Here is a 26,599-nt window from a genome sequence, read left to right as displayed (position 1 = left end):
TCTAGGCCCTGACTTCGAACTCGTGCCTGACTTTGGCGATGTCGACAAGGGTCGGCAGGCCCGCTTCGTTGCCGAGGCGCTGGATCTTGTGGGTCGAGGCCGCGCGGGCGAAGTCAAAATGCTCCCGCCAGCTTTTGCCGGGATGGGCGAGATAGGAATAGATGTAGGCGCCGTGGAAGACGTCGCCGGCGCCGTTGGTGTCGATGACGAGCTCGCGCGGGATCGGCATCGCCGGCAGCGTTTCGACCGCACCGGTCTCGCCGTACCAGAGCAGGCCCTTCTCGCCCATGGTGATGCCGCCGATGCGGCAGCCGCGGCTCTTGAGATATTCGAGCATCTGCGGCGGCGTCAGGTTCATCTGCTCGCACAGGCGCTCGGCCACGATCGCGACGTCGATGAACTCGAGCAGCTCATGCGTGTTCGAGCGCAGGCCGCCGCCGTCGAGCGAGGTCAGCACACCGGCCTCGCGGCACACTTTTGCGTAGTGGATCGCAGCGTCCGGCTGGTGGCCGTCGACATGCAGCGCGCGGCATTTTCCGAGATTGAGGATCGGGAAGGGGTGAATGTGCTCGTCGTCGCGGCAGCGGACGATGGCGCGCTTGCCGTCCTTGGGCATGATGAAGGAAAGCGAGGACGTCGCCACCTTCCGGTTATGCAGCGAGATCGCGTATTTCGCGCACATGTCCTGGAACATCCGTCCCAGCCAGTCATTGGCGACGGTCGCGATCAGGTCCGGCACGATTCCCAGCTTGGCGCAGCAGAACGCCGCGGTCACCGCATTGCCTCCGAAGGAGACCGCATAGGCGGAGGCCACGTGCTTCTCGTCGCCGGTCGGCATGTGGTCGGTGATGAAGGTGACGTCGATATAGGTCTGTCCGATAAAGAGAGCCTGCATAGTCTTCCCGTGATGCGCTGGGTGGTCCCGGCCGGCGGCCATACCTTAGCACCGGTTCCCCGGAAGGGACGCCGAAATTATTCGCAACGCCGCCCCGGTCAACGCTTGAGGTCGGCATGGGGCCGGAATACGACCAAGGTCGGGCCGCGAACAGAGCCCAGTCGGACCTAACGCCGCGTTTCGGTTTTCAGTTCCGGCACAAGCGAAAGGGAGGCTCATGATCGCCGGTCTTGACCACGTCGTCGCCCTCGTCAGGGATATCGGCGCCGCCAAGGCGGCCTATCAGACGCTGCTCGGCCGCGCGCCGTCCTGGCAGAATTTTGGCGATGGCGCCGACCGCGTGCTGTTCACGCTCCAGAACATGTCGATCGAATTGATGGCGCCGAGCGGCGCGAGCGCGACGGCAGACCGGATGCGGGAGCTGCTCGACGACCGCGAGGGCATGCTCGCGAGCCTGTGCTTTCGTGTCGCCGACATTAACAAGATGCACCGGCGGCTCGACCGGGTGGCGCTGAAGCCGGATGCGGTCGCCGAGGTCGAAAGCCGCGACGACACGACGGGCGCGGTGCTGCACTGGAAGCGCACTCGCGCCGCGACCGAGTTGACGCGCGGCGTGCGCATGTTCTTCCTGGAGCTCGGTGCGGAGCGTCCGCTCTCCGCCGTGACCGATGCCGGCCCGGTCCTCGCACTCGACCACGTCGTGGTCGCGACCGAGGATTCCGAACGTGCAGCCGCGCTCTATGGCGCTCGGCTCGGCCTCGACATGGCGCTCGACCGTTCGCATCATGATTGGGGCCAGCTCATGTTCTTCCGCTGCGGCGACCTCGTCGTCGAGGTGGTGCGCCGGCCGGTTGCCGGCGGCGATGCCAGCCATGATCGTCTCTGGGGTTTCAGCTGGCGCGTCGGCGACATCGACGCCACCCGCACCCGGCTGACGGCTGCAGGCGTCGACGTCAGCGATGTCCGCAATGGCAGGAAGCCGGGCACGCGGGTGATGACGGTACGAAACGGCACCTGCGGCATCCAGACGATTTTGCTGGAGCAGTCGCCGAGGCCGGCGGCGTGAGGGCTCGCATTCTCAAACCGCCGCATGCATGATAGTGCTGTCTGGTTGAGCAAGCAGCGGGCACCCGGTTTGGCGAAGGCAAAGCGAAATCTCAAATGGCAGCGCGACCCCGAGGGCATGCGGCTTCGCATCCTCGAGGCTGCCAAGCAGGAGTTTTCGAACCACGGTCTCGCCGGCGCGCGCGTCGACCGGATCGCTGCCAAGGCCGGCGCCAACAAGCGCATGCTCTATTATCACGTCGGGAAGAAGGACGACCTCTACCTTGCGGTGCTCGAAGGCGCCTATGAGAAGATCCGCGGCGAGGAACGGGGGCTCGATCTCGAGCATCTCGATCCGCCCGAGGCGATCAAGCGGTTGATCGAATTCACCTGGAATTACTTTCTGCGCAATCCCGAATTCCTGTCGTTGCTGCAGACCGAAAACCTGGTGCGGGCAAAGCATCTGAAGCGCTCGACCAAGGTGAAATCGATGCATTCGCCCTTCGTCGAGATGATCCGCACTGTGGTCCGGCGCGGCGTCGAGAGCGGCGACTTCCAGGTCGCGATCGATCCGGTGCAGCTCTACATCTCGGTCGCAGCGCTCAGCTTCTTCTATCTCTCCAACTGCGCCACGCTGAGCGTGATCTTCGGCCGCGACCTGCTCGCAAAGGACGCCAAGGACGAGCGTCTCGCCCACATGGTCGGCCTGGTGCTGGCAGCGCTCACAGGGCGATCGGCCGCGCTGTTCGACGTGATCAAGGCGCCGAAGTCGCGCGCCGTGCAGCATCAGCCGGTTTAGCCGGGGGCACGCCATCTCCCCAACGTCGTCCTGGCGAAGGCCAGGACCCATACCGCGTGATCTATCGATTGCGTGTGATGCTAATCCCGAACGACCAGCCGTAGCCAAACTGCTGCCTGGGGTTATCGCGACGAGCGCAAAGCGCTCGCTCGGGGGCCTGGCCTTCGCCAGGACGACATCGAGAATGCGGAGCCGGCGCGCCGCCACAGCTCGCCACGCCCGCGGAACCAGCACAAAACGTCACAGGGGAAAGCGCTGGACAGTATTTATCCAACGAGTTAATTTCTCGCCCGAACCAACAAGAACAACCGGGAGAGACGTGTGGCTGAGGCCAAAGCGCAGGGCCTGATATCCAGGACTGTGAATGCCGCGTGGGTGCGGCCGTTCCTGTTCCTGGTGTTCATCGTGGTCGCCTGGGACGTGACCATCCGTGTCTTCAGCATCCCTGCCTATCAGATCCCGGCACCCATGGACGTCGTCGCCGTGCTCCGGACGGAATGGCCGGAACTGCTGCGACAGTCCTGGCCGACGACCTATGCGACCGTCTGCGGCTTCCTGCTGTCGGCGCTGTTCGGCATTCCCGTGGCCATGTTGATCGCGGGCTCGAAGACGGTGGAGAGCTACGTCTATCCGCTGCTGGTGTTCTCGCAGTCGGTGCCGAAAATCGCGATCGCGCCGCTGTTCGTGGTCTGGTTCGGTTTTGGCATCATCCCGAAGGTGATCTCGGCGTTCCTGCTCGGCTTCTTCCCCGTGGTGGTCTCGGCCGTGCAAGGCTTCAAGTCTGTCGACCCCGACATGGTCGATCTCGCCCGCGCCATGCAGGGGAGCCGTCTGCAGGTGTTCCGCGCGGTGAACCTGCCACATGCGCTGCCGGCGATCTTCTCCGGCCTGAAGGTGTCGGTGACGCTCGCCGTGGTCGGCGCGGTGGTCGGCGAATTCGTCGGTTCCAATTCCGGCATCGGCTATGTGATGCAGCGTTCGATCGGAACCTTTGACCTGCCAACGATGTTCGCCGCGCTGGTAATCCTGGCGCTGCTCGGCGTGGTGCTGTTCTGGATCGTCGACCGGATCGAGCGCCTGGTCATTCCCTGGCACGTCAGCCAGCGCGAGGACGTTATTTTCGCCTCATGACAAGCAAGCGGCCGTAAGCCGCGCAACGAACAAGACAAGCAAAAGGGAGAACGAGCGATGATGCGGTTGATGGCTACTGTTTCGGTGGTGCTGGCGACGCTGATGGCGGTGCCGGCGCAGGCCGCCGACAAGGTCGTGCTGATGCTGAACTGGTACGTCTACGGCGAGCACGCGCCGTTCTACTACGGCAAGGCCAAGGGCATCTACGCCGCCGAAGGCATCGACCTCGAGATCCAGGAAGGTCGCGGCTCGGCCGCAACGACGCAGGCCGTCGCGGCCAAGACCGCGAACTTCGGCTATGTCGACGTCCCCACCATGATGCGCGCGGCGATCAAGGGCGCGCCCGTGGTCGCGACCGGCGTGCTGCTCCAGACCAGCCCGATGTCCGCGATGGGTTTTGTCGAGAAGAACATCAAGAAGCCCGAGGACATCAAGGGCAAGACGGTGGCGATCACGCCTGCCGACTCCATGACCCAGATCTGGCCGTTGTTCCTGAAGAAGACGGGTCTGAAGGAGAGCGATTTCCAGACGGTTGCCGGTGACGGCCAGACCAAGCTCAACGCCGTGATCAACGGCCAGGCCGACCTCTTGCTCGGCTACGTCATGGACCAGTCGATGAAGATCAAGGACGCTACCGGCAAGGACGTCTATCCGATCAAGTTCGCCGACTACGGCATCAACATGGTCTCCTCCGGCATCATCGCCAACACCGACTATGTGAAGGCCAATGCCGATCTCGTCCGCCGCTTCATGGCGGCGACGACGAAGGCGGTCGAGGCCGCCGAGAAGGACGCCCAGGCGGCCGCGCAGGCGATCCTCGATGCCAACCCGAAGGGCGGCAAGATCGATACGCTCACGCAAGGCTTTGAGCTGACCATTCCGCTCTATCGGACCGCGGAGACCAAGACCAAGCGGCCGTTCCAGGTCACCGACCAGAACATGACCGACACGGTCAATCTGCTGGTCGAATATGGCGGGCTCGATGCCAAGGCCAAGGACAACCCGAAAGCCTTCTACACCAATGACTATCTGCCGAAGGGCGACTCGTGAAATCAGCGGCACGACCCAATGACCCCGTGCAGCCGAGCGCGCATTTGAGAGTGGTGGGCGACCGCGCGGGAATCGACACGTCGGGCATCAAACTGTCCGGCGTGTCAAAAACCTACCGGACGCGCGACGGCGACGTGCCGTCGCTGCGGCCGCTCGACTTCCAGATCAACGAGGGCGAGTTCTTCGTCGTGGTGGGCCCGTCCGGCTGCGGCAAGTCCACGCTGCTCAAGCTGATCTCGGGGCTGTTGCCGCCCACGACAGGCGAGGTTTTGGTCGAGGGCGAGAAGGTGACGAAGCCGCATGGCAATGTCGGCATTGTCTTCCAGAACGCGCTCTTGCTGCCCTGGCGCAACATCCTCTCCAACGTGATGCTGCCGATCGACATGAAGCGGCTGCCACGCGCGAAATATCTGGAGCGCGCGAAGCAATTATTGAAGCTGGTCGGCCTCTCGGGTTTCGAGAAGAAGCTGCCCTGGCAGCTCTCCGGTGGCATGCAGCAGCGCGCCTCGATCTGCCGCGCGCTGGTGCACGATCCAAAGATCATGCTGATGGACGAGCCGTTCGGCGCGCTGGACGCGCTGACGCGCGAGCGCATGAATGTCGAGCTGATGCGGATCCAGCGCGAGACCGGCAAGACGGTGCTCCTGATCACGCACTCGATACCGGAAGCCGTGTTCCTGGCCGACCGCGTGTTGGTCATGACCGAACGTCCCGGCGCCATTGCCGCGATCTACGACGTGCCGCTGCCGCGCCCGCGTTCGCTCGACGTGATGGCCGATCCTGTCTTCACCGAGCTCGTGCAGCGCATCCGCAAGCACTTCTTCTCACAGGGCTCACTGGACTGAAAGACCCATGGCGCCGCGCCTGAAGCTGCGAGACATCGCATTCTTCGAACGTCCCGTGCGTTTCGCGCGACCGTTCCGCTTCGGCGCGGTCACCATCAACGCCACGCCGCAGCTCTTCGTGCGCGCCGAGATCGAGGTCGAGGGCAAGGGCCAGGGCAAGGGAACCGCCGTTGGCGCGAGCGCCGAACTGCTGGTGCCAAAATGGTTCGACAAGCGGCCGCAGCTCACGCCGGAGCAGACGGTTGATGGGCTGCGGCGCGCGCTGGAGATCGCGCGCGGACTCTATCTGGCGCAGACAGGTTTTGACACCGCGTTCGGGCTCCATGCCACCTGCGTCGGCGCGCAGGTTGCAGCCTGCGCGAAACAGGATATTCCGCCGCTCGCGGCAGCCTATGGTCCAGCCGAGATCGACAAGGCGATCCTTGACGCCCTGTTGCGCGCCGCCGGAATCAGCTTCTTCGACGCCATGGCGCAAAACATTGCAGGGATCGACGCGCGGCTGTCGCCCGATCTGGCCGGCGCCGACATCACGCGGTTTCTGGCGGGCCGTCAGCCGCTGCCACGGGTCGCGGTCAGGCACACAGTTGGTCTCGACGACAAGATCGAAGGCGAGGGCGGCGTTGCCGATGCGCGCGAAAATGCCGGAGCACGCTATTTCAAGCTAAAACTGTCGGGCGATCCGCAAGCCGATACCGCGCGGCTGGTGCGCATCGGCAACGAGCTCGGCAAGCTAGCCCATGACTTCAAGGTCACGCTCGATGCCAACGAGCAGTATGCCGACCTCGCGGCGCTCCGTGCGCTGGTCGATCGCCTCGACCGCGATGTGGCGCTGCGGCCGATTGCGGAAAGGTTACTCTACATCGAGCAGCCGATGCCGCGCGATGTGACAAGGCAAGCGCCGATCGGCTCGCTTGCGGCGCGCGGCTTCATCGTTGATGAGGCCGACGATTCCTACGACGCATTCCCGTTATCGCGGGCGCTCGGCTATCACGGCATCTCCTCGAAATCCTGCAAGGGTCTCTACAAATCGGTCGTCAACGCCACGCGCGCGGCCAAGTGGAGCGTGGATGGCGAAAGCTTCTTCGTGACGGGTGAGGACCTCACCTGCCAGGCCGGCCTCGCCGTGCAGCAGGATCTCGCGCTCGGCGCCTTCCTCGGCATCACGCATGCCGAGCGCAACGGCCATCACTATGTCGACGGTTTTGGCGAGACGCCCGCAACAGAGGCGCGCGCGTTTGCCGCTGCGCATTCCGATCTCTACGCCGACGCCGGCCATGGCGTTCGACTCAGGATTCACGACGGCGATCTCCTGACGGGATCGCTCACCACGACGGGGTTTGCGACGTCGGTCCATCCGGACTGGTCGGCGCTCGCCCCGCTTGCATCGCCAAAATCACTCTGGGAGAAATCGGTATGACCACCCAACGCCTCGGCCTCATCATGAACGGCGTCACCGGCCGCATGGGGCTCAACCAGCATCTGATCCGCTCCATCGTCGCGATCCGCGAGCAGGGCGGCGTCAAGCTGAAGAACGGCGATCGCGTGATGCCGGATCCGATCCTGGTCGGCCGCAGCGCCGCCAAGGTCGAGCGCCTCGCGAAGCAATACAATGTGCAGCGCTGGACAACCGATCTCGACGCCGCGCTCGCCGACAAGAACGATCAGGTGTTCTTCGACGCTGCGACGACGCAGGCGCGGCCGGGCCTCCTGACTCGCGCCATCAACGCCGGCAAGCATGTCTATTGCGAGAAGCCGATCGCCACGACGTTCGAGGAGGCGCTCGAGGTCGTCAAGCTCGCCAAGTCCAAGGGCGTCAAGCACGGCACGGTGCAGGACAAGCTGTTCCTGCCCGGCCTGAAGAAGCTCGCCTTCCTGCGCGATTCCGGCTTCTTCGGCCGCATCATCTCGGTGCGCGGCGAGTTCGGCTATTGGGTGTTCGAAGGCGGCTGGCAGGAGGCGCAGCGGCCGTCCTGGAACTATCGCGGCGAGGACGGCGGCGGCATCATTCTGGACATGGTCTGCCACTGGCGCTACGTGCTCGACAATCTCTTCGGCGATGTCGAGAGCGTGGTCTGCATCGGCAACACCGACATCCCCGAGCGCTATGACGAGCAGGGCGTGAAGTACAAGGCGACCGCCGACGACTCCGCCTACGCGACCTTCCAGCTCAAGGGCGGCATCATCGCCCACATCAACATGTCCTGGGTGACGCGCGTCTATCGCGACGACCTCGTCACCTTCCAGGTCGACGGCACGCTCGGGTCGGCGGTCGCCGGTCTTTCCGACTGCATGATCCAGGCGCGGCAGGCGACACCGCGGCCGGTATGGAATCCGGACGAGAAGCGCACGCATGACTTCTACGGCGACTGGCAGAAGGTCCCTGACAATGTCGCCTATGACAACGGCTTCAAGGAGCAGTGGGAAATGTACATCCGCCACGTCTGCGAGGACGCGCCCTACAAGTTCACGTTGCTCGAAGGTGCCAAGGGCGTGCAGCTCGCCGAATGCGCGCTGAAGAGCTGGAAGGAGCGGCGCTGGGTCGACGTCGCGCCAATCAACGTCTGAGAGGAGGGAGCCATGAACAAGCCAGTCCCGCCGACGTCGTCATTGTCGCTCAGGCTGCCCAGGGCGGATCGCTCGATCGAGACCTATCGGCTTGCTGCCTCGCGCAGCTTCCCTGCTAAGCTCGAGGGCACGCTGAACCGCGTTGCGTTCTCGGCCGCGCACATGGTGGCCGATCCGCTCGCCGACAACGATCCCTGGCTCTCGGCTGCGGTCGACTGGGACAAGACCATCGCCTTCCGCGAGCATGTCTGGGATCTCGGCCTCGGTGTTGCCGAAGCCATGGACACCGCGCAGCGCGGCATGGGGCTGGATTGGCCGACCTCGCTGGAATTGATCACGCGCTCGGTTGCGGCCGCGAAGCGCCGCAATGCGCTGGTGTTTTCGGGGGCAGGCACCGATCATCTTGCGGTCGAGGACGCCAAGAGCCTCGACGACGTGATCCGCGCCTATGAGGAGCAGATCTCCGCCGTCGAGAAGGTCGGTGGCCGCATCATCCTGATGGCCTCGCGCGCGCTGGCAAAACTCGGGCGCAGTGCCGAGGACTACGCAAAAGTCTATGACCGCGTGCTGTCGCAGGTCGCTCAGCCCGTCATCATCCATTGGCTCGGCGACATGTTCGATCCGGCGCTCAACGGCTACTGGGGCACCAAGGATCTCGACAAGGCGATGGATACAGCCGTTACCATCATCAACGGCAACGCTGCCAAGGTCGATGGCGTAAAGGTCTCGCTGCTCGACAAGCAGCGCGAGATCGACATGCGCCGCCGTCTCGACAGGCGCATCAAGATGTACACCGGCGACGATTTTAACTATGCGGAGCTGATCGCCGGCGACGACCAGGGTTTTTCGCACGCGCTGCTCGGCATCTTCGACGCGATCGCGCCGGCGGCGTCCTACGCGCTGTCGCGGCTGGCTGCCGGCGATCAGGCCGGTTTCCACGACGTGCTGGGGCCGACGGTGCCGCTGTCGCGCCACATCTTCAAAGCGCCGACGCGGTTCTACAAGACCGGCGTCGTGTTCATGGCTTACCTGAACGGCCACCAGGATCACTTCACCATGGTCGGTGGGCAGGAGAGCACGCGCTCGACGCTGCATCTCGCCGAGCTGTTCCGCCTGGCTGATCAGGCGGGACTGCTCGCCAATCCCGAACTTGCGACGCGGCGGATGAAGACCGTGCTTGCGCTGCGCGGAATCGAATCCTGATGCGCGATTTTTCGTCCGACCATCGCTGGCTGTCGCTCAACACGGCGACGGTCCGTAAGCAGGGCAGCCTGACCGAGATCATCGACGCCTGCGCGCGGCATGGCATCCGCGCCATCGATCCCTGGCGCGACCAGGTCGCCGCGGTCGGGTTCGATCGCGCCGCGCGCGCGGTGCGCGATGCCGGGCTCGAGCTGTCAGGCTATTGCCGCGGCGGCATGTTCACCTCGGATGCGGCGCGCCGCACCGAGGTGCGCGACGACAATCGCCGCTGCGTCGATGAGGCCAAGGCGCTGGGCGCATCCAGCATCGTGCTCGTCGTCGGCGGCCTGCCGCAATATTCGCGGCCCGGCAGCGGTGCGTCAAAGGACATCGTCGCGGCGCGCGGGCAGGTCGAGGATGCCCTCGCCGAGATGCTCGATTATGCCAAACAGGCCAAGGTGCCGCTCGCGATCGAGCCGCTGCATCCGGCTTACGCCGCCGACCGCGCCTGCGTGAACACCACAAAGCAGGCGCTCGATATCTGCGACCGGCTCGATCCTGGTCGAACCGGCGTGCTCGGCGTCGCGCTCGACGTCTATCACATCTGGTGGGACCCGGAGCTGACGGCCCAGATCGCGCGCGCAGGCCAAGATCGCCTCTTGGCGTTCCACGTCTGCGACTGGCTGGTGCCGACCAAGGACATCCTCAACGACCGCGGCATGATGGGCGACGGCGTCATCGACATCAAATCGGCGCGAGCGGCCGTCGAGGCGCAAGGCTATTCCGGCTATTCTGAGATCGAGATATTCTCCAACGACTGGTGGGGCCGGCCGATGGATGAGGTGCTGCAAACCTGCATCGCCCGGCATCGCACGGTGGTCTGAATGCGACCTTGAGGATGTCAGATGGCCAGGACGTCAGCGCCGCGCGGAGCAATCCGCTTCCGCATCAGTCCCGCCCGGCCGCTCCTGATGGTCGAAGCCGAGGTGAACGGACAGGGCCCGTTCAATTTCGTGCTCGATACCGGCGCGTCGTTCTGCGTGGTCACGCCGGATACCGCCGCCGCGGTCGGCCTTAAGCCAGCCGGCAAAAAGCCGACGGCGATCGGCGCGGGCGGCCGCATCGAAGCCAGCCTCGCCAAGCTCAAAAGCTTCCGGCTCGGCTCCCACACCGTCCGGAACCTCGGCGTCGCGATCATGGCGCTCGACCATGTCGAGCAGCGACTCGGCGTCCAGGTCGCAGGCCTCGTCGGCTACAATTTCCTGAAGTCTTTCGTTGTGACGCTGGATTATCCAAGCGGCCTGCTGCGGCTCAAGCCTCGCGCGGTCAGGACGCGTAAAGCATGATCCGGAAAAGTGCGCAGCGGTTTTCCGAAAAGATCATGCTCAAACAAAGAGCTAAAGCGCGATGACGATTCAACCTAAAGCCGTCGCGCTTTAAGCCTGCGAAGCGCTGATCGCGGACTCGCGGTGCAGTGCGATCAGCCCTTGCTGCCGCAGCACCTCGAGCCCGAACATGCAGACCTTGTCGGTCGGGATATTTGCCATCGACCGGCTGGCCGGGACGAGCCGGGTCGCAATCTCGGAGATGGCCCGCTCGCCGTCGCAGAGCTTGAGCAGTTGCGCCGAGAGCGGGCTGAGCAAGACCACGTCGAGCCGCTTGTCGGCGTGCTGGCGGGTGGCGATGGTCGCTGGCTTCCGGGGAATGCGGCGCAAATCGCCCTTGCGCCGCAGGCAGCGGATGATGCGCTGATAGTCGGCGGCGCATTCGGTAAGCACGACACCGTCGACGAGTTTTGGCACCAGCGTGATGTCGGAGACATCGTGGCCGTCGATCGCAGTGTCCGCGGGCAATGGCGTTTCGGCGATCAGCGCGCGCTCATAGTCCATGATCGAATGCAGCACGCGCGGCGTGCGGGCGAGGCGCGGGGCGTAGACGTCGCGCACGAATTCGAAGAAGTCGTCCCGGAACGTGATCGAGGCGTAGTAGCGGCTCTCCTGCAGGCCGGGTCGCGGCCCCTTGTCGGGAGTTGCCGCATACCAGTTGCGAAAGGCCTCGAACGCTTTCGTCACGTCACCGGAATCCTGGTGCAAGGCAACGAGGAGCCACCGGAACCGGGCGGAGCCATTCAGCAGGAAGTCGCGCAACTCGCGCAAATAGGCGCGATCGAGCGCTGGCGTCGGGATCGAGTAGAAGTTGGGGAAGATGTCGAGATGCTGCTGGATCATCTCACGGTCGACCGGATCCTGGCGCCAGCCCTGGTGCGACATGTCGGAGAGGATGTCGTCAAACACCAACTGGCTGCGGAAACGGGATTCCAGCGGCGTCTCGGCCAGCGGCGCAAGGATGTGAAGCTGGGGCTCGGCGAAATCGAACCGCAGCGAGTCCACGAAGAAGTGCACGGTGTCGCGTAAGTCCTCCATGGTCTCATCGGGGAAGCCGGTGATCAGCGAGACGGCGGTCGTGATCTGATTGCCATCCGTGGCCACGAGGCGCGCCGTGGCTTCATTGAGGTCGATGTTCTTCTTGACGATTTTTTGCAGGCGCGCCGACCCGGTCTCGATCCCGAAGAAGATCGCCTTGCAGCCGGCGCGCGCCATGGTCGCGATCATGTCGTCGTCGATGCAGTCGGTGCGGGCGCTGCAATTCCAGTAGAATGTCTCGCCCGTCGCGATCACGGCCTCGCAGAACGCGATGACACGCTTGCGGTCGACGGTGAACATGTCATGGATCAGGTCGAAGGTGGTGATGCCGTAGACGTCGCGGACCTGCCGCATCTGCTCGATGACTTTCTCGGGTGACTTGAGGCGGAACTTGCGCCGGAAGAAGTCATTGGTCGAACAGAAGGTGCAGGCGAACGGACAGCCGCGCCCGAGCTCGAGGGGGACGTAGTGGCAGTCCTTCAACTCGGGATAGAGGTGGAAGGCGGGAAGCGGGATCGCGTCGAGGTCGGCGATGATCGGCGCGTTTGGCGCGCGCACCAGCCTGTCGCCGTCGCGATAGGTGAGGCCTTGTATGCCGGCAGGCGACGCACCCGCCGCGATGGTCTTGATCAAGGCTGGCAGCGTCTCTTCTGCCTCGCCGCGGACGACGAAATCGACGAATGGATAGGCTTGCATGGTCGGCACGTCGACGACGGACGCCTGCGGGCCGCCGAAGATGATGGGAACGTCCGGGCGCCGCCGCTTCATGTCCTGCGCGATGCGGATGGTCAGCGGATAGCTGCTGCAGATCGAGCTGAAGCCGAGGACGTCGAAGTCGAGCTTGTCGAGCTCCGCGGCAACGTAGGAGCAAAAGTCGGGCTTCGCAGCCGCCTCGCCGGGTGCGCGCAAATAGGCGTAGTAGAGCCGGTTGAGGTCGACGATCTGCGGCGCCACACCGTGCCGTTCGAGAACCGCGGCAAGGCTGAGCACGCCGATCGGGGCGTGCTCGGCGATGAGACGGATGGCTTCGCTTTCCGCGACCTCGGGATCCTCGAAGTCGGTCACGGTCGGCGGACCGACCAGGCACATCTTCAGCGCGCCGCCGCGATGAGCGCGCGGCACCGGATGATCCGCCTGAGCAAGCGCCACCGATCGATCATGCATCATGGCTCGCCGCCTTCGACGTTGCGGGCGGTGCTGGACGCCAGCGCGCCGGTTCGCAACCCGTCAGACTTTCGCTCGCTGGAAGACGATCACGACGACGACCACCACGACGATGCGGCGTCGTGCCAGAGCCTCGGCACCGCCGAGGTGAGTGACGACCTCGTTCTTGAAATTCTTTTTGAGTGAATTGATCTGAGCCTTGCTCAGCCCGATATCGGGAATCGTCAAAACGACCTTATGCTCGGTATTTTTGGCTGCTGCCATAGGATGCCTCCTCGCCGGGTTGGGAGAGATCTTTCGTCAACGGTCCGGCAGGATCGCAATCTCAGGGTGCCGGTATGAGCGAAAGCGCAATGACCTATCGAAGTCGCAGTGTCGCAAATATCGCGAGCCGGCTTTATAAGCCTGCTGCCGGAGTTCGTCAACAATAGGTTGTGTTGTATAGAATTGTCAACTTTGTCGCAGTTTTGCAACTGTTGCGCGAGCGGCGGCCTGCTGGCGTTCCGACTGGCTTGTCCTGTCGAAGGACATCCTCAACGACCGTGGCCTGACGGGTGACGGCGTGATCGACATCAAATCGGCGCGCGCCGCCGTCGAGGCGCAAGGCAATTCCGGTTATTCGGAGATCGAGAATTCTTTAACGACTGGTGGGGCCGGCCGATGGATGAGGTGCTGCGGACCTGCATCGAACGGCATCGCACGATGGTGTAGGTTCTACACGCGCTGCTTTCACGGGCTCGCGACCCGTTGCAGCGTGTTGAAGCGCGCCTTCTGCTCGCTGCTCAGCGTTGCATAGAACTCGTCCAGGGTGGGCTCGACCAACTTCGCAGCGCTCAGCATGGCCTCGAGCCGGCGCTGCATCGCCTCCAGCCGGCCGACCGGCGTCAGTGGCACGTCGTTCGGACAGGCCGCCTGCAGCCCCTCAACGCCCTTCGCCGTCGCCTCGCCCAGGCGGTCAAGCGCTTCCTTCTGCTTGCCCGCGGGATGGAGCACGGTGTCGATCCTCTCGATCGGCAGTTGGGTCAGGCTGGACTTCGGATCGCCGCAGCCCTCGGCGCTGGCCTCCTGCTGCTGCGGCGAGCGCTCGCCGACATTGGGGCCGAGTGCGTTGAAGCTGGCCTGCTGCTCATCATTGAGCGAGTTGTAGAAATTCTCCAGGGCCGGTCGCACGATCTTGACCGCTTCCAGCGTCGCGTTGACGCGGTTCATCATCGCCCGCAGGCGGCCAGGCGGTGTCAGCGCATAAGTCTCCGGGCAGGAGTCCTTGAACACATCGGCAGCCCTTGCAGCGGCGGCCCTCAACTCGTCGAGCAACGCGCGTTGCTCGGGCGTCGGCCGCACCGCCCGCTCAATATCGGCGAGCGGCCACGCGGTGACGCCCTTGTCCGGATCGCCGCACAATTGCCCCGGCATCTGCGAACTCACGCCGGCGCGTTGGCGCGCCCGGTAGCCGCCGCCGGCTTGCGGATAGTCGTGCGGGTTGATGCTGGCATAGGCTGAGTAGGGGCTGTCATAACCCCAGAACACGGTGTCGACGAAGTCGTCGTACGCGTACGCCCAATAGCCGGGCTCGTAGGCATAGGACCAGAACGTGTAATCAAAGATGTCGGAATAGGCATACGGCCAGAACACCGGCCCAAGCCACGCCACGAAGGCTGCGGGATGGCGGTGCCGCCAGGCCTGCCGCGGAGCCCAGCCGCTCTGGCGGGTGACGAGTGCCGGCTGCGTTTGCACCGCAGCCTGCTCGCGGAAGCGCGCCGCAAATCGCCCGCGCTCGGCGGCCTGCATGGCGGCGGCCGCGGCGGTGGCTCGCGCAGCCGGACCCTGCACGCCCAACCGCTGCTGGCGCGCCAGGTCACCTTGCTGTGCGCGCTGCTCCCGCGCGAGCAAGCGGTTCTGCGTCTGGAGCATCCGCTGCTGCTCGTGTTGTGCCCGTGCGCCTTCCGGCTTCTGTGACTGGAGTTGCTGCACGCGCTGCTGCAAGCGATCGATGCGGGTCTGGCGCTCCGTGGTCTGGCGCGACAGCGTCTCGCGCTGGCGTTGCTCGATCTGCTGCTGGCGCTGTTGCACATGCTGCTCACGCCCAAGCAGACGACTCTGCGACTGCAGCAACCGTTGTTGCTCGCGTTGCGCACGCGGGCCTTCCGGCTTTTGCGACTGCAGTTGCTGCACGCGCTGCTGCAAGCGGTCGACGCGGCCCTGGCGTTCCGCCGATTGGCGCGAAAGCCCCTCGCGCGGCCCCGCCCGCTCGCTCACGGCCGGCGGTGCGCTTGGGCGTGAGGGGGCGGCGATATCGGGCGGCTGCCGTGGCGTCACGGCCGGACGTTGCGGAGCCGTCGGCGCCCGAGGGATTTCAGGCCGCGGCGCCGCCACGTGCGGGGTTGCTCGCGGCGGCGGTGCGGCGATGTGCGGTGCCGGACGTGGCGGCGGAGCAGCGACCTGCGGCATTGGGCGCGGCGCCATCGCTGGCGGTGCGGCGGGGCGCGCCATCGCTGGTGGTGCCGCCGGACGGGCCATTGCAGGTGGTGCTGCCGGCCGAGCCGCGGCTGGCCCCGGCGGTCCACCTTTTCCAGGTCCTTGGGCGGACGCGCCGGCGCTCACTGCCAGCACCGCAACACCGACCAAAAAGGCCGAAAGGCAAACGTCACGCGGAAGCATGATTGCGGCTCCGCTCGTCCCAGTCGCCCGCAATTGTCAACGCGCGAGTACCGGAATCGTTCGTGGTCGACCGCGGCCGGCATTGCGGTCTTCCGACGCAGGCAGCCTTAGGCGAAATCCTGCGTCAGCGTGGTGGCGAGCCGTTCCAGCGCCCAGTCGACCTGGTCGCTGGTGATGACCAGCGGCGGGGCGATGCGGATCGTGTGCTCATGGGTATCCTTGGCGAGGATGCCCTTGGCTTGCAGCGCCTCGCAGTAGCGACGTGCGCGGCCGGCCTCAGGATGAAGCTCGACCGCCAGCATCAGCCCGCGTCCGCGCACCTCGCGGACCGTGTTGGCGCGGATGCTCCTCAAGCCTTCCAGAAAACGCTCACCCTGCACCGCAGCGTTCTCGATCATCCCTTCTTCGACGAGCACGCGGAGTGCCGCCCGCGCCACTGCACAGGCGAGCGGGTTGCCGCCGAATGTCGAGCCGTGCTGGCCAGGCTTCAGCGTGCCGAGGACCTCGTTGTTCGAAAGCACGGCCGAGACGGGATAGAAACCGCCGGACAGCGCCTTGCCGAGCAGTGTCACATCGGCCTCGATGCCTTCATGCTGTTCCGCAAGCAGCTTGCCGGTGCGGCCGAGCCCGGTCTGGATCTCGTCGAGGATCAGCATCACGTCGTGCGCGGTGCATAGCTCGCGTACCCCAGTGAAATAGCCCGCTGGTGGAATGATGACGCCGGCCTCGCCCTGGATCGGCTCGACCAGGAAGGCAACGGTGTTCGGCGTGATCGCCTGCTCCAGTGCTGCGGCATCGCCGAACGGAATGATCCTGAAGCCCGGCGCGAATGGCCCGAAATGCTCGCGCGTTGCCGGGTCGGTCGAGAAGCCGACGATGCCAAGAGTGCGTCCGTGGAAATTGTTGGCGCAGACGATGATCTCGGCTTGCCCGTCGGGCACTCCCTTCACCTCATAACCCCATTTGCGCACGGACTTGATGGCGCTCTCCACTGCCTCGGCGCCGCTGTTCATCGGCAGCACCTTGTGGGACCCGGTCAGTTCCGCGATCTGCTCGTAGAACGGGGCGAGTTGGTCGTTGTGGAATGCACGCGAGGTCAGCGTCAACCGGCCTGCCTGTTCGATCATCGCGGCCAGAATCTTGGGGTGGCAGTGGCCCTGGTTGATGGCCGAATAGGCGGAGAGGCAATCCAGATAGCGATTGCCCTGGGTATCCCACACGAAGACGCCTTCGCCGCGCGACAGGACGACGCCGAGCGGTTCGTAGTTGCGGGCGCCGAAGCGCGCTTCCCTCGCGATGAAATCGGCGACTGGCGGACTACTCATCTTTCGTCACTCCAGCTTATCTCAGGCATATTAGCCGATAATGCACGGCACGCTCAAAAATCCGCGGAAGCGGACGCGGCCGCCGCGCACGGGCCGGCCGCTTAGCGCATAGTTCGGGAAGCGCGCCAGGAAGCGGGAGATCGCGATGGCGCCTTCGAGACGCGCCAGCGCCATGCCGGCGCATTGGTGCGCGCCGGTGGCAAAGGCGAGGTGCCGGTTCGGCGTGCGCGCGATGTCGAAGGTTTCAGGGTCCGGAAATTGCGCCGGGTCGCGGTTGGCAGCTCCAATGCAGAGTGTGATCGAGGTGCCGGCATCAAGCATCACGCCGCCGAGCTCGATCCGCTCGGTGGTCATGCGGTTGCCGAGCTGGTTCGAGCTTTCATAGCGCAGCATCTCCTCGACCGCCGTCTTGATCAGGTCGGGGTTATCGATCAGCCGCTGCTTCTGCTCGGGATTCTTCTGGAGCGTGACGAGGCCGTTGCCGATCAGATTGGTGGTGGTCTCGTGGCCGGCGTTGAGCAGGAAGATGCAATTGTGCAGCAGCTCCTTCTCGGTCAGTCGCTCGCCATTCTCCTCGCCCTGGATCAGGCGGGTGAGCACGTCACGTTCCGGATTGCCGGGCCTCTCGCGCCGGCGTTCGACCAGCGTCTGGAGATAGGCGAGAAAGTCTTTGAGAGCCTTGTTGCCGCGCGTGGCGGCCTTCGTCGACACGACCGGCTCGAGCGCACCAAGAATCGCCAGCGACCAATCACGCAGCGGCGTGCGCTCGTCATGGGGGACGTCGAGCAGATTGCCGATCACCTCGATGGGAATCGAGGCGGCAAAATCGTCGATGAGCTCGCAAGCGCCCTTGGCGGCGATCCCGTCGAGCAGGCTGTCGATCAGCTTGATGAGGTCGGGCTCCATCCCTGCGATGGCGCGCGGCGACAATGCGCCCATGATCAGGCGTCGCGCGCGGGTGTGCGCCGGCGGATCGTTGAAGACCAGACTCGTGGTGTGGTGCTCGTAGAGCAGGGTGTCGCCGTATTTCGGCGCAAACTCCTTCTTCTTGTCGGAGCTGAACGACTTCGTGTTCTTGTAGGTCGTGACGAGATCGTCGTAACGGGTGAGGAACACCGTGCCGTTCGGCAGCCGCTTGACCGGCTCGTTCTCCCGCAGTGCACGATAAGTCGGATAGGGATCGTCGTAGAATTCCGGCGTCAGCTTCTCGAGATCGAAGCGGGCGGCGAGGTCGCGTGCGTTTCCTGTCATGCTGCCATTCTCTTTTCGAAAACTGATATGCCGTTTTTCGTCTTCCGGAAAGGTGGTTGCGCGTTACAGTCCGCTGCCGCTCGCATTCTTCTCTGGAAAGGCCCATGCTCGCTGATAGCAAAACATCTTCCGACTGGCCGGAGGCGATCTACTCCACGCTTGAGCGCTTCGAGGTCCGTCAGGTGCCTTACGTGCCAGACGCCGGGCATTCCAGGCTTATCCAGCGTGTGCTGGGTTCCTCCACCATGCGCGGCATTCCGCTGACAACCGAGGAGGAGGGCATAGCGCTAATGGCCGGCGCCTGGGCCGGCGGACAGCGCGGCGTCTTGCTGATGCAGTCGAGCGGCGTCGGCAATTGCATCAACATGCTGTCGCTGATCCCGATCCTGCGCTTTCCCTTCCTGACACTCGTCACCATGCGCGGCGAGTGGGGCGAGTTCAATCCCTGGCAGGTGCCGATGGGCTCGACTACGCGGGGCGTCTTCGAACTGTCCGGCGTCCAGGTATTGCGCGCATCGAATGCGCAGGAGGTGCCCGACGTGCTGCAGGCCGCCGCCGCGCAAGCCTACAACGCGCTGACCCCGACCGCCGTCCTGTTGTCCCAGCGCCTGATCGGCGCCAAGGTTTTCACCAAATGAGCAAGGCCAATCTCCTCAACCGCCGCGAGGTCGTCTCCGCATTGCTTGCGAACCGCAAGGACGTGGTTGCGATCGGCGGCCTCGGCGCATCGACCAACGACATCTGCGCCGCCGGCGACCACGCCCGCAACTTCTACCTCTGGGGCGGCATGGGTGGCGCCGCCATGATCGGCCTGGGGCTGGCATTGGCGCAGCCGAAGCTGCCGGTGCTGGTCATCACCGGGGACGGCGAGATGCTGATGGGCCTGGGCAGCTTTGCCACTATCGGCCTGCAAAAGCCGGCCAACCTCTCTATCCTCGTGCTCGACAATGAACGCTATGGCGAGACCGGCGGGCAGACCAGCCACACCTCCGCGGCCGCCGATCTCGTCGGCGTGGCAAAATCCTGCGGCATCGCGGACAGCCGCAGCATCTCGACCATGGCCGAGGTCGAGGCGTTCGCAAAATCCGTCCACGACGTCGTGGCCGGGCCGCGCTTTGCCAATGTGAAGGTCGACAGCGCCGAGGTGGAACGCATCCTGCCCACGCGGGACGGCACCTACATCGTCAACCGCATGCGCAGCGATCTCGGCTTTGCGCCGATCTAGAGCATGATCCGGAGAAGTGTACGGCGGTTTTCCGAAAAGATCATGCTCAAAAAAAGCTAAGGCGCGATTAGCGCTGCTTCCGGTCCATCCGGCGCACGTGAGCGGCAACGATCAACACACCCGAGACGATCAGGACGCCGCCGATCGTCTGGAGCCATGTCATCCGCTCGTCGAGGCCAAGGTAGCCGGAGACGACCGTCGCGGCGGGCCCGAGCGCGCTGACCATCGCGACCCTGCTCGCACCGATGCGGCGCAACGCTTCTGCCATCATGAACAGCGGCATGACCGTCGAGAACAACGCCATCGCCAGCGCAAGTTCGTAGACGCGTAGCGGCAACGCAAGCGCGCTGAGGGGACGCAGCAACAGGAATTGCATGATGCAGAACACGCTGGCGGCAGCGGTCGCGTAAGCCGTGAAGCGGATCGGCCCAAGTCTTGTTACGACTTCGCCGCTGCCCACGAGATAGATCGAGAAGGTGATGGCGCTCGACATCACGAGCCCCGCTCCGAGCCAGAAATTCTCGCTCGGCCTGTTGAACTGGGCCGAGAGCACCAGTGCAACGCCGGCATAGGTGATCAGAAGCGCAACGACTTCCCGTTGCGATATGCGCTTGTCCAGCACGAGTGCAGAGATGATCACGACGATGGTCGGATACAGGAAGATCAGCAGGCGGCCGATTCCGGCGCCCACGAATTGCAGTCCGGCCATATCGAGGAAGCTCGACAGATAATAGCCGACGAAACCGAGCGCGGTGAGGGCCAGCGCATCGCGTCGCGTGAGCGGCGCCGTGAGTGATGTCCTGGCCGGCGCAGAGCGGCGGTGGATCACTGCTGCGACTGCCAAAAACGGCAGTGAGAAGATCATCCGCAACGCCAGCAGCGTCACGGGGTCGCTCATGTCCTCATAGGCCAGCTTGACGAAAATCGCGCGCAGCGAGAACGCGACCGCGGCAATCGCCGCCAGTGCCACGCCAACGAGGCTGTAGCTGGCGGATGTCGGGCGCGTGGCGGTCTCGGCAGAGGCGGGCGCCTCTTCATGGTCGGTCGCCGCTGTCATGCTTGCCTCCTCCGGAATACCAAATTGGGATACCATGAATGTGTTGATTGGGATACCAAATTGGGATACCAAAGCAGGGCGCACAATTCGGGAGTTCCTGTCATGTCGCAAATGCTGCTGATCCACGATCAGCTTCGGGACATGATCCTCTCGCTGGACCTTGGTCCTGGCGAGCGCCTGAGCGAGCGCTGGCTGGAGGGCCGATTCGAAAGCTCCCGCACGCCGATCCGGGCGGCGCTGGCGCGGCTGGAGGGCGAGGGGCTGGTGCAGCGTGACGGCCGGAATTGGGCCGTTGCCCCGATCGACCTCGGCGAAATCCAGGCGCTTTCCGAATACCGCGAACCGCTCGAGGTGACGGCCGTGAGGCTGGCCTGCGAGCGCGCAGCGCCAGCCGATCTCGACGCCGTCGAGGAGATGCTCAATGCCTGCCGGCCCGATGTGCCGCGCGAGGAGTGGCACAAGATCGGGACCGACTTCCATGTCGAGATTGCCCGACTCAGCGGCAACAAGTTTCTCGCCGGCGCGATCGAGGGGGTGATGACCAGGCTCTCGCGCGCCCGCTGGCTGGAGGTCTGGACCGAGGCATCCCGCGAGCAGGCCTTCGCCGAGCACCGGCGCATCCTCGGCTTCATCCGGAACAGGCAGCCGGATGAGGCGGCCCGCGAAGCTGGCGCGCATGTCCGTGATACCAGGGATCGGCTGCTCCGGTCGCTGGATGCGGATCGGCGGGGCCTGCGCGCCCGCGGTTTCGCGATCGTCGGAGCGCGTTGATATCCCGCTGAATTTGCAGCGCATTTAGGTTGCGCTGCAACATAGTGCTTGACTTTTGCGTGGGTGAGTGCTTACTCACTAACATGAGCTCATTGCGTATGACGAGCGACCTGAGGAGGCAACTCATCCTCGGTGCCGCAAAACGTTGCTTTGCACGGCATGGTTATACCGGCACCACGACCAAGAGCGTGGCGGCCGCGGCTGCCATTTCCGAGGCGCTGCTGTTCAAGCATTTCCCGTCCAAGGCTGCGCTCTATGCCGAGATCCTCTCCGAGGAGTGCGAGGCGGATCCCGCATTGACGGATCTGCTCGAGCGCGAGCCGTCGACCGCGACCCTCGTCGAACTGATCCGCGGCATGGTCGAGCACTTCGTGCAGATCGCCGACGGGCCGGATCAGGAGGAGGCGCAGCGCCTCCGGCTGATGGTCACCAGCCATCTGGACGATGGCGAATTCGCCCGTCTGCTCTATGCCAAGATCGAAAAACTGATCGGGGCGGTGTTCGTGGCATCGCTGGAGCGCGCGGTTGCGGCCGGTGACGCGACGCCTCGCGCCAGCGATCCGCTCAATCTGTTCTGGTTCGCGCATCACGCCGTGATGACGGCCGCGCTGACCAGGTTGCCGGCGACGCCGTGTCTCTCCTACGGCACGACGAACGATCTCGAACGTCAGCTCTGTGAGTTTCTCCTGAGAGGTATCGGACTTAACGACGCCGCAATTGCTTCGCATCTGGACCGCGTTTTGGCGCCGGGTGCCGGCAACACGGCGATTGCAGAAAGTGCATGAGATGAACATCGTGGCAGAACACAAAATATCGGGCGAACCGATCGACAAGGCGCCGCAGCGTCCGGTCAAGCCGGTGCGCTGGTTCTTGATTGTCGGCGTGCTGCTTGGCGCACTCGTGGGCGGACTCGTCTGGTTCAATTCCTTCCGCGGCCAGATGATCAAGCAGTTCTTCGCCAACAACAAGCCACCGCCGGTGGCCGTCAGCGTTGCCGAGGCGAAGTCCGAGATGGTGCCGAACCTGTTGACCGCGGTCGGCGAACTCGCCGCCGTCCACCAGGTCAACGTCACCGCCGACGTCAACGGCCGCGTCACCGAGATCAAGTTCGAGCCGGGCGCGCATGTCACCGCGGGAATGCCGCTGGTGCAGCTCTTCGACGCGCCGGAGCAGGGCGACCTTGCCAACTTCAAGGCGCAGTCGACCGTCGCCGCGCTGTCGCTCGAGCGTGCCAAGCAGCTCGCCTCGCGGCAGTTCGGACCGCAGGCGACCGTCGACCAGGCGCAGGCGTCGTACGACCAGGCGCAGGCCGGCATCGCCAAGACCGAGGCGCTGATCTCGCAGAAGCTGGTGCGCGCTCCGTTCGAGGGCGATCTCGGCGTCCGCAAGGTCGAGGTCGGCCAGTATCTCACCGCGGGCACGGCGATCGTCTCTCTCACCGATCTCTCGGAGCTGTGGGCCAACTTCACCGTGACGGAAAAGGATTCCGGTCAGCTCAAGGTCGGACAGACCGTCCGTCTGAAGGTCGACGCCTATCCGGGCCGCGTCTTCGAGGGCAGGATCACCACCATCGAGCCGCAGATCGCGAGCGACACGCGTAACATCCGCGTCCAGGCCACGATCGCCAATCCGGAGAAGATCCTGAAGCCCGGCATGTTCGTGACCACCACGGTCGTGCTGCCGGAGAAGCCGCCGGTCATCACCGTTCCGGAGACGTCGGTCGACTACACGCTGTACGGCGACTCGGTCTTCCTGATCACCGAGAAGAAGGAAGAGGACGGCAAGACCACCTTAAGTGCGGTGCGCACCTTCGTGCAGACCGGCAACCGGGTCGATGGACGCGCCGAGATTCTCAAGGGCTTGAAGCCGGGCGACAAGGTCGTCGCCGTCGGTCAGCTCAAGCTGCAATCGGGCTCGGCCGTGTCGATTTCGACCGATCCGGCTCCGCCCATCCCGGCGCAACCGCCGCGCTACTGACAACGCGCTAGACGCAGCATGATCCGGCACGGGCCGGATCATGCCTCTCAAGCCAACGAATTCGAGATCGCCGCGATGGCATTTACCGATATTTTCATCAAACGCCCGGTCCTGTCGGTCGTCGTCAGCCTGCTGATCCTGCTGATCGGCTTGCGCGCGGCAATGGTGCTGCCGATCCGGCAATATCCAAAATTGTCGAACACGGTCATCAACATCACGACCGTCTATCCCGGTGCCTCCGCGGACCTGATCCAGGGCTTCATCACCACGCCGATCGAGCAGGCGGTCGCGTCCGCCGAGGGTGTCGACTACATCACCTCGTCGTCGGTGCAGGGCACCTCGACGATCCAGGTCTACATCAAGCTGAATTTTGATCCGAACCAGGCGCTCACCGAAGTTCTCGCCAAGACGAACTCGGTCAAATACCTGATCCCGAAGGAATCGAACGATCCGATCGTGACCAAGACGACCGGCCAGACCACGGCTGTGATGTATCTCGGCTTCTCCTCGGAGGAGCTGTCGGGCTCGGCGATCTCGGACTATCTGACGCGCGTGGTGCAGCCGGTGCTGTCGACCGTCGACGGCGTCGCCTCGGCCGACATCCTCGGTGGCCAGACCTTCGCGATGCGGCTGTGGCTTGATCCCGTGAAGATGGCCGGCCGCAATGTGTCGCCGGCCGATGTGGCGGCCGCGATCGCCACCAACAACTTCCAGTCGGCGGCGGGCCAGACCAAGGGCTATCTCATCGTCTCGAACATCACGACGAACACGGGTCTCACCGACGTCAATCAGTTCAAGAAGATGATCGTCAAGGCCAAGGACGGCGGCTTCGTGCGGATGGAGGACATCGCAACCGTCGAACTTGCCGCGCAAAGCACGGACGCCAGCGTCGCCTTCAACGGCGAGCACGCCATCTTCATCGGCGTACAGGCGACCCCGCAAGGCAACCCGCTGACGCTGGTCAAGGGCGTGCGCGCGCTGTTCCCCGAGCTCGAGCGCAATCTGCCGCCGTCGATGAAGATGAAGGTCGCCTACGACTCGACCAAGTTCATCCAGTCCTCGATCGACGAGGTGGAGAAGACGCTCGGCGAAGCCGTGATCATCGTCATCGTGGTCATCTTCCTGTTCCTGGCCTCGTTCCGCTCGGTCATCATCCCCGTCGTCACCATTCCGCTGTCGATGATCGGCGTCTGCACGATGATGCTGGCGCTGGGCTTCAGCTTCAATCTGCTGACACTTCTCGCGATGGTGCTCGCGATCGGCCTCGTGGTCGACGACGCCATCGTCGTGGTGGAGAACATCCACCGCCATCTGGAGGAGGGCAAGTCGCCGGTGCAATCCGCATTGGAGGGCGCGCGCGAAATCGTCGGTCCCGTCATCTCGATGACCATCACGCTTGCGGCGGTGTACGCGCCGATCGGCTTCCTCGGCGGTCTCACCGGTTCGCTGTTCCGCGAATTCGCCTTCACCCTGGCGGGCTCGGTGATCGTGTCCGGCGTGATCGCGCTGACGCTGTCGCCGATGATGTGCTCGATGCTGCTGAAGAACGCGGAAGAGGGCCGGTTTGCAAAGCTGGTGAACAGGGTGTTCGGCGCCCTGACGCGCTGGTACGGCCGCAAACTCGACCGCTCGCTCGACTACAAGGCCATCACGGGACTGTTCGCGGTGACGATCCTCGGCCTCGTCGGCTTCCTTTACATGCACACCTCGAAGGAGCTCGCGCCCGACGAGGACCAGGGCATCGTGTTCGCGGTGACCAAGGCGCCGAAATACGCCAACATCGATTATGTCGACTTCTATGGCGACAAGCTCGACAAGGCGTTCCAGAAATTCCCGGAAACCGACTTGCGTTTCGTGCTCAACGGCATCAACGGGCCGCAGGGCGGCATCGCTGGCATGCTGCTCAAGCCGTGGGATGAGCGCAAGCGGTCCTCGATCCAGTTGAAGCCGCTGGTGCAGGGAGAGATCAGCAAGATCGAGGGCGTGCAGGCGTTCGCCTTCAACCTGCCGGCACTACCGGGTGGGCCGGGCGGCCTGCCGGTGCAGATGGTGATCAATTCGACCGCCGGCTTCCAGGCCGTCTATGAGCAGATGGAGAAGCTGAAGGCCGCCGCACGCAAGAGCGGCATGTTCATCGTCTCGGACAGTGATCTTGCCTTCAATCAGCCGATGGTGACCGTGAAGGTCGACCGTGCCAAGGCGCAGGATCTTGGCATCAACATGCAGAACATCGGCAGCGCGCTCGCGGTCCTGGGCGGCGGCAATTACATCAACCGCTTCAACCTTGAAGGTCGTTCGTATCAAGTCATTCCTCAGGTGCCGCGCGATAAACGGCTCTCGCCGGAGGCGCTTGGTAGCTACTATGTGGCGACCAACACCGGCCAGCAGCTGCCGCTGTCGACGGTGGTGTCGATCGAGACCTCGACCGCTCCGAATTCGTTGACGCACTACAACCAGCTGAACTCGGCGACCTTCTCGGCCGTGCCGATGCCCGGCGTGACCGTCGGCGCCGCGGTCGACTTCCTCGAAAGCGAGGCCAAGAAGCTGCCGCAGGGCTTCAGCCACGACTATCTCGCTGACTCCAGGCAGTACGTCCAGGAGGGTAACCAACTCGCGATCACCTTTGGTTTCGCGCTGATCATCATCTTCCTGGTGCTGGCGGCGCAGTTCGAGAGTCTGCGTGACCCGTTCGTGATCATGATCTCGGTGCCGATGGCAATCGTCGGCGCCTTGATCCCGCTGTTCTTCGGCATGGCCACCATGAACATCTACACCCAGGTCGGTCTGTTGACCCTGGTCGGCCTGATCACCAAGCACGGCATCCTGATGGTGGAGTTCGCCAACGAGCTCCAGGTCAATGAGCGGCTGGATCGCCGTTCGGCCATCGAAATGTCGGCGCGCATTCGTCTGCGGCCGATCCTGATGACGACGGCTGCGATGGTCACCGGCCTGATTCCGCTGCTGACCGCGACCGGCGCCGGCGCGGCCAGTCGCTTCTCGATCGGTCTCGTGGTCGTCGCCGGCATGTCGATCGGCACGCTGTTCACGCTGTTCGTGCTGCCGGCCGTCTATGTGGTGCTCGCGACCGATCACCGGGCCAAGCTGGATTCCGAGCGAAACAGGCAGATCGACGCCGTGGACATCGGAGACAAGGCGCTGCGGCCGACCTGACGGCGACAGCCAACCGAATATGGAGGGCGGTAACGGTTAATCCCGTTGCCGCCCTTTTTCATACCG

At 64.2% G+C, this 26,599-nt stretch carries 23 protein-coding genes and 1 pseudogene; 17 read left to right on the top strand and 7 right to left on the bottom strand.

Annotated elements, in window-relative coordinates; genetic code table 11:
• Window position 1 precedes the first annotated feature (1 nt).
• On the bottom strand, window positions 2-895 hold the full coding sequence (locus KUF59_RS30400; RefSeq protein ID WP_212455869.1) for a sugar kinase: 894 nt from the start codon (window positions 893-895) through the stop codon (window positions 2-4).
• A gap of 217 nt (window positions 896-1,112) precedes the next feature.
• On the opposite strand from KUF59_RS30400, the gene KUF59_RS30395 reads away from it, so the two are divergent.
• From KUF59_RS30395 to KUF59_RS30350, 10 genes are all read left to right on the top strand, one after another.
• A complete protein-coding gene (locus tag KUF59_RS30395; protein WP_212455868.1) occupies window positions 1,113-1,961 on the top strand; it encodes a VOC family protein in 849 nt (282 codons plus the stop codon).
• 69 nt (window positions 1,962-2,030) lie between these two features.
• Entirely contained in the window at window positions 2,031-2,738 is a 708-nt protein-coding gene (locus tag KUF59_RS30390) for a TetR/AcrR family transcriptional regulator (RefSeq protein ID WP_212455867.1), read from the top strand.
• A gap of 321 nt (window positions 2,739-3,059) precedes the next feature.
• A complete protein-coding gene (locus KUF59_RS30385; protein ID WP_212455866.1) occupies window positions 3,060-3,869 on the top strand; it encodes an ABC transporter permease in 810 nt (269 codons plus the stop codon).
• Window positions 3,870-3,938: 69 nt separating this feature from the next.
• On the top strand, window positions 3,939-4,919 hold the full coding sequence (locus KUF59_RS30380; protein ID WP_408918039.1) for an ABC transporter substrate-binding protein: 981 nt from the start codon (window positions 3,939-3,941) through the stop codon (window positions 4,917-4,919).
• Window positions 4,916-5,764: an ABC transporter ATP-binding protein gene (locus tag KUF59_RS30375; RefSeq protein ID WP_212455865.1), complete on the top strand. Its 849-nt coding sequence runs from the start codon at window positions 4,916-4,918 to the stop codon at window positions 5,762-5,764. The genes KUF59_RS30380 and KUF59_RS30375 overlap by 4 nt, the downstream gene beginning before the upstream one ends.
• Window positions 5,765-5,771: 7 nt before the next feature.
• Window positions 5,772-7,181 carry an enolase-like domain-containing protein gene (locus KUF59_RS30370; protein WP_212455864.1) on the top strand — a complete coding sequence of 470 codons (1,410 nt, stop codon included), beginning with the start codon at window positions 5,772-5,774 and terminating at the stop codon, window positions 7,179-7,181.
• Window positions 7,178-8,329: a Gfo/Idh/MocA family protein gene (locus KUF59_RS30365; protein ID WP_212455863.1), complete on the top strand. Its 1,152-nt coding sequence runs from the start codon at window positions 7,178-7,180 to the stop codon at window positions 8,327-8,329. The genes KUF59_RS30370 and KUF59_RS30365 overlap by 4 nt, the downstream gene beginning before the upstream one ends.
• A 12-nt stretch (window positions 8,330-8,341) precedes the next feature.
• The gene (locus KUF59_RS30360) at window positions 8,342-9,532 is read left to right on the top strand and encodes a dihydrodipicolinate synthase family protein (protein WP_212455862.1); all 1,191 of its coding nucleotides are present in this window, start codon (window positions 8,342-8,344) and stop codon (window positions 9,530-9,532) included.
• Window positions 9,532-10,395 carry a sugar phosphate isomerase/epimerase family protein gene (locus KUF59_RS30355; RefSeq protein WP_212455861.1) on the top strand — a complete coding sequence of 288 codons (864 nt, stop codon included), beginning with the start codon at window positions 9,532-9,534 and terminating at the stop codon, window positions 10,393-10,395. Before KUF59_RS30360 ends, KUF59_RS30355 begins: the two co-directional genes overlap by 1 nt.
• Before the next feature lie 21 nt (window positions 10,396-10,416).
• On the top strand, window positions 10,417-10,857 hold the full coding sequence (locus KUF59_RS30350) for a retropepsin-like aspartic protease family protein (RefSeq protein WP_212455860.1): 441 nt from the start codon (window positions 10,417-10,419) through the stop codon (window positions 10,855-10,857).
• 90 nt (window positions 10,858-10,947) lie between these two features.
• Here KUF59_RS30350 and KUF59_RS30345 read toward each other — a convergent pair whose 3' ends face one another.
• Window positions 10,948-13,101 (bottom strand): B12-binding domain-containing radical SAM protein, encoded by a 2,154-nt coding sequence (locus KUF59_RS30345; RefSeq protein WP_212455859.1) that lies wholly within the window; start codon window positions 13,099-13,101, stop codon window positions 10,948-10,950.
• 60 nt (window positions 13,102-13,161) lie between these two features.
• On the bottom strand, window positions 13,162-13,362 hold the full coding sequence (locus KUF59_RS30340) for a hypothetical protein (RefSeq protein WP_212455858.1): 201 nt from the start codon (window positions 13,360-13,362) through the stop codon (window positions 13,162-13,164).
• A gap of 241 nt (window positions 13,363-13,603) precedes the next feature.
• On the opposite strand from KUF59_RS30340, the pseudogene KUF59_RS30335 reads away from it, so the two are divergent.
• Window positions 13,604-13,809, top strand: a pseudogene (locus KUF59_RS30335) (sugar phosphate isomerase/epimerase); the annotation flags it as partial.
• Between the two features lie 18 nt (window positions 13,810-13,827).
• Here the strand turns inward: KUF59_RS30335 and KUF59_RS30330 are convergent.
• The 3 genes from KUF59_RS30330 to KUF59_RS30320 all read right to left on the bottom strand — a co-directional run bounded on the left by KUF59_RS30330 (window position 13,828) and on the right by KUF59_RS30320 (window position 18,332).
• Window positions 13,828-15,354 (bottom strand): Spy/CpxP family protein refolding chaperone, encoded by a 1,527-nt coding sequence (locus tag KUF59_RS30330; RefSeq protein WP_258770040.1) that lies wholly within the window; start codon window positions 15,352-15,354, stop codon window positions 13,828-13,830.
• Window positions 15,355-15,863: 509 nt separating this feature from the next.
• Window positions 15,864-17,081, bottom strand: a complete 1,218-nt coding sequence (gene rocD / locus KUF59_RS30325; RefSeq protein ID WP_258767293.1) for an ornithine--oxo-acid transaminase — start codon at window positions 17,079-17,081, stop codon at window positions 15,864-15,866.
• A 30-nt stretch (window positions 17,082-17,111) separates the two neighbouring features.
• Window positions 17,112-18,332: a cytochrome P450 gene (locus tag KUF59_RS30320; protein ID WP_258767292.1), complete on the bottom strand. Its 1,221-nt coding sequence runs from the start codon at window positions 18,330-18,332 to the stop codon at window positions 17,112-17,114.
• A 104-nt stretch (window positions 18,333-18,436) separates the two neighbouring features.
• On the opposite strand from KUF59_RS30320, the gene KUF59_RS30315 reads away from it, so the two are divergent.
• Entirely contained in the window at window positions 18,437-18,970 is a 534-nt protein-coding gene (locus tag KUF59_RS30315) for a phosphonopyruvate decarboxylase (RefSeq protein ID WP_212455854.1), read from the top strand.
• Window positions 18,967-19,557, top strand: a complete 591-nt coding sequence (locus KUF59_RS30310; RefSeq protein WP_212455853.1) for a thiamine pyrophosphate-dependent enzyme — start codon at window positions 18,967-18,969, stop codon at window positions 19,555-19,557. The genes KUF59_RS30315 and KUF59_RS30310 overlap by 4 nt, the downstream gene beginning before the upstream one ends.
• 67 nt (window positions 19,558-19,624) lie before the next feature.
• Here the strand turns inward: KUF59_RS30310 and KUF59_RS30305 are convergent, their stop codons facing one another.
• Window positions 19,625-20,614: a DMT family transporter gene (locus KUF59_RS30305; protein ID WP_212455852.1), complete on the bottom strand. Its 990-nt coding sequence runs from the start codon at window positions 20,612-20,614 to the stop codon at window positions 19,625-19,627.
• Window positions 20,615-20,716: 102 nt separating this feature from the next.
• Between KUF59_RS30305 and KUF59_RS30300 the strand changes: the two genes are divergently transcribed.
• From KUF59_RS30300 to KUF59_RS30285, 4 genes are all read left to right on the top strand, one after another.
• Window positions 20,717-21,385: a GntR family transcriptional regulator gene (locus KUF59_RS30300; protein WP_212455851.1), complete on the top strand. Its 669-nt coding sequence runs from the start codon at window positions 20,717-20,719 to the stop codon at window positions 21,383-21,385.
• A 98-nt stretch (window positions 21,386-21,483) separates the two neighbouring features.
• The gene (locus tag KUF59_RS30295) at window positions 21,484-22,170 is read left to right on the top strand and encodes a TetR/AcrR family transcriptional regulator (RefSeq protein ID WP_249139992.1); all 687 of its coding nucleotides are present in this window, start codon (window positions 21,484-21,486) and stop codon (window positions 22,168-22,170) included.
• A gap of 1 nt (window position 22,171) precedes the next feature.
• Entirely contained in the window at window positions 22,172-23,362 is a 1,191-nt protein-coding gene (locus tag KUF59_RS30290) for an efflux RND transporter periplasmic adaptor subunit (RefSeq protein WP_212455849.1), read from the top strand.
• A 75-nt stretch (window positions 23,363-23,437) separates the two neighbouring features.
• A complete protein-coding gene (locus KUF59_RS30285) occupies window positions 23,438-26,533 on the top strand; it encodes a MexW/MexI family multidrug efflux RND transporter permease subunit (protein WP_212456018.1) in 3,096 nt (1,031 codons plus the stop codon).
• Window positions 26,534-26,599: the final 66 nt, after the last annotated feature.

Source organism: Bradyrhizobium arachidis (assembly GCF_024758505.1).
In the GTDB taxonomy this organism is placed as follows: Bacteria; Pseudomonadota; Alphaproteobacteria; order Rhizobiales; family Xanthobacteraceae; genus Bradyrhizobium; species Bradyrhizobium manausense_C.
Note: the sequence above shows the minus strand (reverse complement) of the source record. Positions and strands in the feature narration are given on the sequence as shown.